11 protein-coding genes are annotated in these 9,159 nt (G+C 72.7%); 2 read left to right on the top strand and 9 right to left on the bottom strand.

The genetic code is table 11. The features are described from left to right. Positions 1-2: 2 nt before the first annotated feature. The 8 genes from ESO86_RS06840 to ESO86_RS06805 form a co-directional block, all read right to left on the bottom strand. Positions 3-1,193, bottom strand: coding sequence for a cation:proton antiporter (locus tag ESO86_RS06840; RefSeq protein WP_129234225.1), 1,191 nt, complete (start codon positions 1,191-1,193; stop codon positions 3-5). 13 nt (positions 1,194-1,206) lie between these two features. Next, complete coding sequence (locus ESO86_RS06835; protein ID WP_129234224.1) at positions 1,207-1,701, bottom strand: cation:proton antiporter regulatory subunit; 495 nt, start codon at positions 1,699-1,701, stop codon at positions 1,207-1,209. A 99-nt stretch (positions 1,702-1,800) separates the two neighbouring features. Continuing rightward, positions 1,801-2,673, bottom strand: a complete 873-nt coding sequence (locus ESO86_RS06830; RefSeq protein WP_129234223.1) for an alanyl-tRNA editing protein — start codon at positions 2,671-2,673, stop codon at positions 1,801-1,803. After that, positions 2,673-2,852, bottom strand: a complete 180-nt coding sequence (locus ESO86_RS06825; RefSeq protein ID WP_129234222.1) for a hypothetical protein — start codon at positions 2,850-2,852, stop codon at positions 2,673-2,675. The genes ESO86_RS06830 and ESO86_RS06825 overlap by 1 nt, the downstream gene beginning before the upstream one ends. Before the next feature lie 75 nt (positions 2,853-2,927). Continuing rightward, a complete protein-coding gene (locus ESO86_RS06820; protein ID WP_129234221.1) occupies positions 2,928-4,094 on the bottom strand; it encodes an acyl-CoA dehydrogenase family protein in 1,167 nt (388 codons plus the stop codon). A 9-nt stretch (positions 4,095-4,103) separates the two neighbouring features. Next, the gene (locus ESO86_RS06815; RefSeq protein ID WP_129234220.1) at positions 4,104-5,084 is read right to left on the bottom strand and encodes a DUF4349 domain-containing protein; all 981 of its coding nucleotides are present in this window, start codon (positions 5,082-5,084) and stop codon (positions 4,104-4,106) included. 136 nt (positions 5,085-5,220) lie between these two features. Beyond that, the gene (locus ESO86_RS06810) at positions 5,221-6,051 is read right to left on the bottom strand and encodes an aldo/keto reductase (protein ID WP_129234219.1); all 831 of its coding nucleotides are present in this window, start codon (positions 6,049-6,051) and stop codon (positions 5,221-5,223) included. 42 nt (positions 6,052-6,093) lie between these two features. Further along, positions 6,094-7,302, bottom strand: a complete 1,209-nt coding sequence (locus ESO86_RS06805) for an MFS transporter (protein WP_129234218.1) — start codon at positions 7,300-7,302, stop codon at positions 6,094-6,096. A gap of 95 nt (positions 7,303-7,397) precedes the next feature. On the opposite strand from ESO86_RS06805, the gene ESO86_RS06800 reads away from it, so the two are divergent. Next, positions 7,398-7,733 carry an ArsR/SmtB family transcription factor gene (locus tag ESO86_RS06800; protein WP_129234217.1) on the top strand — a complete coding sequence of 112 codons (336 nt, stop codon included), beginning with the start codon at positions 7,398-7,400 and terminating at the stop codon, positions 7,731-7,733. Next, positions 7,730-8,242 carry an SRPBCC domain-containing protein gene (locus tag ESO86_RS06795; RefSeq protein ID WP_129234216.1) on the top strand — a complete coding sequence of 171 codons (513 nt, stop codon included), beginning with the start codon at positions 7,730-7,732 and terminating at the stop codon, positions 8,240-8,242. Before ESO86_RS06800 ends, ESO86_RS06795 begins: the two co-directional genes overlap by 4 nt. On the opposite strand, the gene ESO86_RS06790 is transcribed toward ESO86_RS06795, so the two are convergent. Further along, on the bottom strand, positions 8,223-9,159 hold a 937-nt coding region (locus ESO86_RS06790; RefSeq protein ID WP_129234215.1), incomplete at its 5' end, for a DUF3418 domain-containing protein. The two genes, ESO86_RS06795 and ESO86_RS06790, sit on opposite strands and share 20 nt — an antisense overlap.

The raw sequence follows: 9,159 nt of genomic DNA, 5'->3' as shown, positions 1-9,159 counted from the left end.
GTTTACGCCTTCGCCGCGGCGAGCCGCTTCGACCGGCGGCGCACGGCGGCGCGGAACCACTCGACGTCCGGCAGGCGCGCGAGGAACGAGCCCGCCAGGATCGTGATGAGCACGTAGCCGGTGGCGAGCGGGGCGAGTGCGGGCTCGATGCCCGAACCGACCGCGAGCCCGGCGATGACGATCGAGAACTCGCCGCGAGGGGCGAGCACGAGGCCGGCGCGCCATTGGCCCAGCGTGCCCACGCCGGCCCGCCGGGCGGCGTACGCCCCCGACACGAGCTTCGTGAGGATCGTCAGGGCGGCGAGTCCAGCAGCGGGCAGCAGCATCGAGAGGATCTCCGACGAGTCGGTGGCCAGCCCGAAGAAGACGAAGAAGATCGCCGCGAAGAGGTCGCGGAGCGGGGTGAGCACCGCACTCGCGTTCGCCGCCACCCGCCCCGAGAGCGCGATGCCGACGAGGAACGCGCCGACCGCGGCCGAGACGCTCACCTCCGCGGCGAGTCCGGCGACGAGCATCACGAGACCGAGCACCCCGAGCAGCAGCGGCTCGGCGTGCTCGGCGGGGAAGAACCGCGAGATGACGTGGCCGTGCCGGAGGGCGAGGAAGAGGATCACGACCACGATCGTGACGGCGATCGCGACGCCGATCGCGCCCTGCATCAGGCTCGCCCCCACCACGAGTGCCGACAGCACCGGGAGGTAGAACGCCATGGCGAGGTCCTCCATGACGAGCACGGCCAGCACCGAGGGCGTCTCGCGGTTGGAGAGTCGTCCGAGGTCGCGGAGCAGCTTGGCGACGACGCCGGACGAGGAGACCCAGGTGACGCCCGCGAGGGCGACGGCGGCGATGGGACCCCAGCCGAGCAGGAGCGCGACCGCCGCGCCGGGCAGCGCATTCATCACCGCGTCGAGGATGCCGGCTCGCCGGGACGACTTGAGGCCGATGACCAGCTCCTCCGCGGTGTACTCGAGTCCGAGGAGGGCGAGCAGCAGGATGACGCCGATCTCGGCGCCCGTGGCGAAGAACTCCTCGCTGGCGTCGAAGGGGAGCAGGCCGCCGTTGCCGAACGCGAGACCGAGCAGCAGGTAGAAGGGGATCGGTGAGAGGCCGATGCGGATGGCGAGGCGCCCCAGGAGGCTCATGGCGAGGAGCAGCGCGCCGACTTCGATCAGGAGCAGCGTGGTCTCGTGCATCGGGCCCCCGGCGTCAGTCGGGGCCGTTGGAGAGCAGTCGGGCCAATCCGTCGAGTCCGCCGCGGGTTCCGACGGCCACGATCACGTCACCGGCGCGCAGGACGTCGGCGGGGGTGGGCGACGGGATGACCTGGCCGTCGCGCATGATCGCCACGATCGACGAGTGCGTGCGCGTGCGCGCCTTGGTGTCGCCGAGCGGGTGATTCAGGTAGGGCGAGTCCGTCGGCAGGGCGATCTGCTCGGTGAACAGCCCGGTCGCCATGTCGGACAGGCTGGTCAGCCGAGCGAGCATGACGGAGGCGCCGAGGACGTCGGCCAGGGCGGCCGCCTCGTCGTCGTTCAGTGCGATGGTGTCGCGGCACTCGTCGGGGTCGTCCTCGTCGAAGACCCCGAGGTCGCGTTCGCCGTCCCGGTGCGACACCACGCTGATTCGCCGACCGCTGTCGGTGACGAGGTCGTGGCGGAAGCCGATCCCGGGCAGGTCGACCTTCTCGATGCGAATTCCCACGGTCGACATCGTATCCCCGTCGGGCGCCCTCGCGGCTGAGGAACGCTCAGGGATCCCGAGGTGCGCATCGGCCCGCGGCCGGGGGCACCCCGAGATCGATCAGGCGGATGCCCCGGCGCGCGTGGTCATCACGAGGACGGGCGTGCCGCCGTCGTCCTCGACGGCGAACGAGACGCCCACGGTGCCGAGTTCGCCGAGCGACGCCACGTGCGTCCCTCCGCACGGGATCCGCGCGGACGCGTGCGGCAGTTCGCAGACCCAGGTGCGGCGGTCGGTGAGGTCCTCGCCCACGCGCTCGATGCGCACCTTCGCGTCGTCGGCGATCCACTCGGCGAGCGTCGAGTCGACGGATGCCGCGAGCCGGTCGAGTCCGTCGGCGAGCCCCGCCGCGTCGAACCCGGCCCGACGCAGCGACTTGTTCAGCCGGTAGCGGTCGACCGAACCGGACGGCTCGATGCGGGACGAGGCGATGGCGATGCCGTCGAAGTCGGGCGAGCCGAGCGCGTCCTCGCGCGCGGCCTTCGACCAACGGTCGGCCAGCGCGCGGTTCAGGGCGAGCGAGGCCGCGTGGCATGCGGTGTGGCCGATCGACAGCGCCCGGCGGGTCGCGGCATCCGCCTCGAGCTCGACCTCGTCGCCCTCGCCCACCTCGGCGTCGGCGTCGAGGAGGTGCGCGACGAGGAACGACCAGCCCTCGGTGCCGGGACGCACGGGCACGCTGCCGATGTGCAGGTCGTCGCCGTCGGTCGCGGCGACGACCGCGTCGCGGATCGCGTACTCGCGTGCGCCGGCGCGGAGCACTCCCGCATCGGCCGGCTGGTCGGGCCACGCCGCATCGACCGGGTGGATGCTCGTGCGGTCCGTGATCACGGCGAGGTGGTCGCCATGGGGCGAGGCGACGAGCACCCGGCCCTCGGCGCGCAGGTCGCCCGCCGGATACGTGACGATCGTGTCGGTGTCGGGCAGCCCCATCAGACGCCGGACTCGCGCCGGCCGAGGACGTTGAACGGGATGGCGAGCGAGAGCGACACGCACACGATGCCGCTGAAGAAGACGATCGCCTCGAAGCCCGGCACGACATCGGCGATGCTGAACACCCACATTCCGAACACGAACAGCGCCATGGCGATGAGGAACGGGAACACGCTCACGAGGGACCTCCTTCGGACGCGGCGGGGCCGCCGCGGCGCCAGTCTAGCGATGGCGAGGGGTGCTCCGTCGGGCGGTCAGTCCTGCACGGGGCCGAGCCACGCGTTCGCGATGGTGTTGAGCGCGGCGTCGTCGCTCGAGGGGTGGAAGACGCCGGCGAGCACGTCGCGCTGCAGGCGGCCGAGCTCGTTCCCCGCGAAGTACGTCGCGCCGCCGGCGACTCGGACCGCCGCGTCGACGACGTCGCGCGCGGTCTGCACGGTGCGCACCTTCACGCCGGAGAGCTTGGCGAACCAGAGGGCTCCGTGGTCGGTGCCGTCGGCGACGTCGTTCGCGAGGCCGACGAGCTGCGGCGGCACCCCGTCGAGTGCGAGCGCGGCCTCGGCGATGCGCCGGCGCACCGAGGGGTCCTCGGATCGGGGGAGACCGGTGCGTGCCGACGTCCGGGAGCGCGCGGCGTCGACGGCGAGTGCGAGCGCCCGCTCGGCGAGGCCGGCGTAGACGGCGCTGAGGAAGAGCTCGAAGCACGCGAAGATCGCGAAGACGAACGGGTCGGGGTCGGGTCCTGGGTCGAGGCGGCGCACGACTCGGTCCGGTGCGACGACGGCGCCGTCGAGGACGGTCGTGCGGCTCTGCGTGGCGCGCATGCCGATCGTGTCCCAGTCGTCGAGCGTGCGCACGTCCGGGTCCTCGCGGTCGATGAACCCGTACACGAGCTTGGGAGCGTCCGCCGAGGCGGCGTCGAGCCCGTGCACGCCGAGCCGCGTCCACGCCGGCGAGAGCGACGTGAAGATCTTCCGGCCCGTGTAGCGCACGCTGCCGTCGGGCTGCGGATCGGCGACCGTGCCCGAGCCGAAGAGCATGAGGTCGTTCCCGGCCTCGCTGATGCCGAAGGCGAAGACCTCGCCGGCCGCGGCCTCCTCGAGGACGAAGTCGAGGCCGTCGTCGCCGCGGTCGTGCAGGAGACGCGCGACGCCCGTCCAGACCAGGTGCATGTTCACGCCGAGCGCGGTCGCCGGTGCGGCGGTCGCGAGCCGCGACTGCGCGCGGACGACGTCGGCGAGGCTCCAGCCGAGGCCGCCGAGCTTCGCGGGCACGAGGGCGCGGAGGTACCCGCGCTCCGCGAGTTCGTCGAGGTCGTCGGCGAAGAAAGCGTTCTCGCGGTCGTAGCGCGCCGCCCGATCGCGGAATCGTGAGAGCAGGTCGTCGTCGAGCAGGGAGTCCACGGTCGTGTCGGCGGTCACGGCGCCAGCCTACGCCGGGCCGTTCCGGTCGGTGCCGGCCCCGCCGGGGCCGACCGGAGAGGTCGGCTGCCCGGTCGCGCCCGGCTCCGCACCCGATCCGCTCGTGCCCGCCGTGCCCTGTGCTCGACGACCGCCGCGGCTCGCGAGCACGATGATGCCGACGACGATCGCGGCGATCACCGCGAGCAGCGCGAGCCAGGGGAGCATGACGCCGATCGCGACGAGCAGGCCGGAGACGAACGCCGTCAGCGCGTTCCATCCCGCGACGACGCCGCTCCAGAAGTCGTTCGGGCCGGCCTGCGGCGCGAGCCCCTCGGAGAGCAGCTCGACCGTCAGGGTCGAGTAGTCGACCTGGTCGGCGAGCCAGTCGCGCTGCGTCGTGAGCGCGTCGAGCTCGGTCTGCCGGGTGGTGAGCTCGGACTCGATCGCGATGAGGTCTCCCACGTCGTCGGCCTGGGCGATGAGCGCCCGGAGGCGGTCGACCGAGGTCTCGAGCGAGGCGATCCGCGAGTCGAGGTCGCGCTTCTGCTGGGTCACGTCGGAGGCGTCGAGCCGCACGGAGTCGACGTCGCCGAGTTCGCGCAGGTCGCCGAGCACGGCGTCGAAGCGGTCGGCGGGGATCCGGACCACGAGGGTGGCCCGCGCCTGCTGGGTCTCCGTTCCGGGCGTCTCGTTGCGGCCGTCGACGCGCCCGCCGGCGGCGCCGACGATGGCGGCGACCTCGGCGGCGGAGTCGATGGGGTCGTCGACCGTGACCGCCATCCAGCCCGTCGTGATGACGCTGCGGTCCTCCTCGATCGTCCCCGCCTGCTCGTCCTCGGTGAACGGCTGCTCGTCGCGCGGGGCGACGCCGCCGTCGGCGGGCGCCTCGAGGCCGACGTCGGGCTCCGACGCCGTCTGGTCGGATCCTCCCGAGCCCATGCTGCAGCCCGTGAGGAGGAGCGCGGAGAGGGCGACGAGCCCTGCGGATCGGATTCCTCGGCTGGTCATGCGGTCACCGTAACGCCGAGGCGGGAGCCGATGTCTGGACGCCCGCTGCAAGTCGGGTCACGATCGGGTTGCGGCCGCCTGTGAGCCCTCGAATCGCCGGAGCACGGTCGGATGCCGCGTCAGGCGCCGCGGACCGTCAGTCGTCATCGGGATCGCGGCCCGTGCGCTCGCCGGACTCGAGTGCCGCGATCGCCGCGACGTCCTCGTCATCGAGCCGGAACGAGAACACGTCCAGGTTCTCAGCGATGCGCTCGGGGCTCGACGCCTTGGGGATCACGATCGTGCCCTGTGCGACGTGCCAGGCGAGCACGACCTGCGCGACCGACCGCCCGTGCTTCGCGGCGATCGGCTCGAGCACGGGATCGCCGAGCAGGCGGCCGCGCGCGAGCGGCGACCATGCCTCGGTGCGGATGCCGATCCGCTCGTGGAACGCGCGGAGCTCGCGCTGCGGGAGCCACGGGTGCAGCTCGACCTGGTTCACGACCGGTGCGACGCCGGTCTCGTCGATGATCCGCTGGAGGTGGTGCGCATGGAAGTTCGAGACGCCGATCGAGCCGACCCGACCCTCGTCGCGCAGTCGCACGAGCGCGCGCCACGTGTCGACGTAGCGGTCGTGCGACGGCACGGGCCAGTGGATGAGGAACAGGTCGAGGCGGTCCAGCGCGAAGCGCTCCATGGCGGCGTCGAACGCGGCGAGCGTCTCGTCGTAGCCGTGGTCGTCGTTCCAGACCTTGCTCGTGACGAAGAGCTCCTCGCGCGGCAGGCCGCTCTCGCGCACCGCGGCACCGGCCTCGGCCTCGTTGCCGTAGAGGGCGGCGGTGTCGAGGTGGCGGTACCCGAGTTCGATCGCGGTCAGCGCGAGCCGCGTGGCATCCGCTGCCGGCACCTTGTACATGCCGTAGCCGACCTGCGGGATCGCCCGCCCGTCGGCGAGTCGGACGTGGGGTGCGAGGGGCGGCTGCGTCATCCGTGCGCCTTTCGTTCGGGGTCCGGTCAGCGTCGAGCCCGGTCAGCTCGGCGTGATCGTGACCGGTTCGGTGTCGGGGATCGGGCTGGCGTCGCGGCCGCGGAGGTCGGGATGCCACCGCCGCGCGAGCGCCGGGACGAGGAAGCCGAGGAGCGCGAGCACGGTCGCGGCCCAGAACGCGCCGACCGCGTCGAAGCCGTCGATGAGGAAGCCCGCGAGCGCGGAGCCCAGGGCGGCGCCGATGAGCTGGCCCGTGCCGACCCATCCGTAGGCCTCGGCCGTGTCGGAGAACTTCACGCTCGCCGAGACGATCGCGAACAGCACCGCGAGGGCCGGGGCGATGCCGATTCCCGCGATGAAGAGCGTGATCGAGAGCCACCAGAAGTCCATCGAGAAGGCGGCGAGCGCGGTTCCGGCGAACACGATGAACATGCGGCGGGCCGTGGACCACGGCCCGATGGGCACGTGGCCGAGCCCGAGGCCCCCGGCGAGGCTGCCGATCGAGAAGATCGCGAGCACGATTCCCGCCTCGGCGCCGTCGTGGCCGAACGCGGCGACCACACCCGCCTCGATCGCGGCGCACGCGCCGATGAGGAGGAAGCCGACGATCGTCGCGAGCATGACGGGCGGTCGGGCGAGCACCTTGCCGAACGCGCGCTTCGAGCGCGGGATGCGCACGCGGCCGAGCTCGGGGGAGGAGATGAACCAGATGCCGCCGACCACCATGAGCGCGGCGGCGAGCAGGATGCCCCAGACGGTGCCGACCTGCGTCGAGACGAACGTCGTCACGACCGGTCCGACCACCCAGATGATCTCCTGCGCGGACGCGTCGAGGGAGAACAGCGGGGTGAGCTGTCGCGAGTTCACCATCTTCGGGTAGATCGTGCGGACGGCCGGCTGCACGGGCGGCGTCGCGAGGCCGCAGACGAACCCGATCGCCATGTAGAGGGGCACGGTGAGCGGGAGCACGCCGATCGCGACGACGGCGGCCACGCACACGACGAGGGTCGTGACGAGCACTGGCCGCATGCCGAATCGGCCCATCAGCCGGCTGGTCATCGGGCCGGCGATCGCCTGCCCGATCGAGGTCGCCGCGAGGACGAGGCCCGCGGCGCCGTACGATCCGGTCTGCTGCTCGACGTGCAGCAGGAACGCGAGCGAGAGCATGCCGGACGGGAACCGTGCGGTCAGCTGGGCGGCGATGATGCGCGCGACGCCCTTGGTCCTGAGGAGATCTGTGTAGCCGGCCACGGTGGCTCGATCCTATCGACGCGAACGGAGCCCGCCCGCGCATCGAGATCGCATCAGTGCTTCCCTATATAACCTCAGAATGATAGCCTGTCGCCGTGCACGCGTTCGACGTCCTGGGCGACCCGGTGCGCCGCCGCATCCTCGACCTCCTGGCCGACGGCGAGCGGCCGGCGGGCTCCGTGGTCGACGTCGTCGCGGCGGAGTTCGGCATCACGCAGCCGGCCGTGTCGAGGCACCTGCGCATCCTCCGCGAACAGGGGTTCGCCACGGTGCGCGCCGACGGCGCACGCCGCATCTACGCGCTCGAACGCGCCGGGCTCGACGAGGCCGACGCGCAGCTCGAACGGTACCGTCGGCTCTGGCCGCAGCGACTCGACGCACTGCACACCGAGATCGCGCGCGGAGCGCGCGCCCGACGGAGGGACGCATGATGGCCGTGACCGGAGAGATCCACGCCGATGAGCCGGGCTTCCGACTCGCGTTCGACGACGTCTACGACACCGATCCCGACGACCTGTGGGAGGCGATCACCACCCCCGAGCGGCTCGCCCGATGGATGGCGGCGTACCGCGGCGACTTCCGGCTCGGCGGGCGCTGGCAGGCCCTCACCCGCGACGGGGACGTCTACTGCGACGGCGAGGTCGTCTCCTGCGAGCCGCCGAACGGGTTCGCCACCACCTGGACCGTGGTCGGCGAGGCGCCGACGCTCCTCACCGTGCGCCTCGAGCCCGAGGGTGCCCGCACCCGGCTGCGCCTCCTGCACGAGCACGTCACGCGGCCCGACTACGGCCCCGGCTGGCACACCTACCTCGAGAGCCTCGGCTGGCACCTCGCCGACCCGGCGGCGCCGAAGGATCGGGCGCGATGGGACGCGCGCTTCGAGGAGCTCGAGCCCGGCTACGCGGCGCGGCTCGCCGCGCTCACTCGGCGAGCGCCCTGACGATCCGCTTGACCGAGACGGTCTCCGCGGTCCGGAGCTCCTGGGCGAACAGCCCGACGCGCAGCTCCTCGAGCATCCAGCGCACGCGCACGAGCCGTGCGTCGGCCTCCGCGTCGATCGGCACCGTGCCGCCGGCCTTCTCGTAGGCGGTGCGCGCCTGGTCGAACTCCGTGAGCCACTGCCGGTCGCGGCCCGGGTTCTCCTGCATGCGGCGCACGCGGACGGTGATCGCCTCGAGGTACCGGGGCAGGTGGCGGAGCCGCTCGAGGCCGGTGGCCGAGACGAAGCCCGCCGGCACGAGCGACTCGAGCTGCGAGCGGGCATCGGCGAGCGCCGACATGAGCTGCAGGCTCGACGCCTTCGAGATCGCGCGGTCGGCGTCCCGCGCTGCGACGAGGATCCGGGAGACGAGCCCGACGGCCTCGAACATGCGGTCCATCACACTCGCCGAGACCGCGTCGCGCACCGCCTCGAAGTCGGCGCGCGTGCGCACCAGGCCGTCCGCATGGCGCGCCCGCATCTCGGCGTCGACGACGGCCGCGAGGCAGTCGTCGAGCAGCGCCCGGGGGCCGGGGTACGCGCTGGAGGCCAGTGCGAGCTTCTCCTGGTTCGACAGGTGCTCCTGCACGTACGCCACCGGCGTCGGCGTGGCGAGGATCAGGAGTCGACGGATGCCGCGGCGCGACGCGCGATCGCGCTCGTCCTCCGTCGGGACCAGTCGCAGGGCGACGGACGCGCCCTCGTCGACGAGCGCCGGGTAGGCGCGCACGACGTTGCCGGCCTGCCGGGTGTCGACGTGGCCCGGGAGGTCGTCCCAGTCCCACGTCGTGAGCCCCGAGCGTTCCGCGAACGACGGGCCGGATGCGTCGGCGGAGCCGCGCCCGCCGCGTCGTGAGGGGGCCCGGTCGTCGCGGCCG

It is taken from the genome of Agromyces binzhouensis (assembly GCF_004135055.1).
In the GTDB taxonomy this organism is placed as follows: Bacteria; Actinomycetota; Actinomycetes; order Actinomycetales; family Microbacteriaceae; genus Agromyces; species Agromyces binzhouensis.
This window is presented reverse-complemented; position numbering and strand designations above follow the sequence as displayed.

Bases quoted from the DNA above. Each gene is read 5' to 3' on its own strand.
- ESO86_RS06795 (WP_129234216.1), top strand. From the start codon at position 7,730: ATGATGGCCGTGACCGGAGAGATCCACGCCGATGAGCCGGGCTTCCGA.
- ESO86_RS06830 (WP_129234223.1), bottom strand. From the start codon at position 2,673: ATGGGGCTGCCCGACACCGACACGATCGTCACGTATCCGGCGGGCGAC.
- ESO86_RS06810 (WP_129234219.1), bottom strand. From the start codon at position 6,051: ATGACGCAGCCGCCCCTCGCACCCCACGTCCGACTCGCCGACGGGCGG.
- ESO86_RS06840 (WP_129234225.1), bottom strand. From the start codon at position 1,193: ATGCACGAGACCACGCTGCTCCTGATCGAAGTCGGCGCGCTGCTCCTC.
- ESO86_RS06815 (WP_129234220.1), bottom strand. From the start codon at position 5,084: ATGACCAGCCGAGGAATCCGATCCGCAGGGCTCGTCGCCCTCTCCGCG.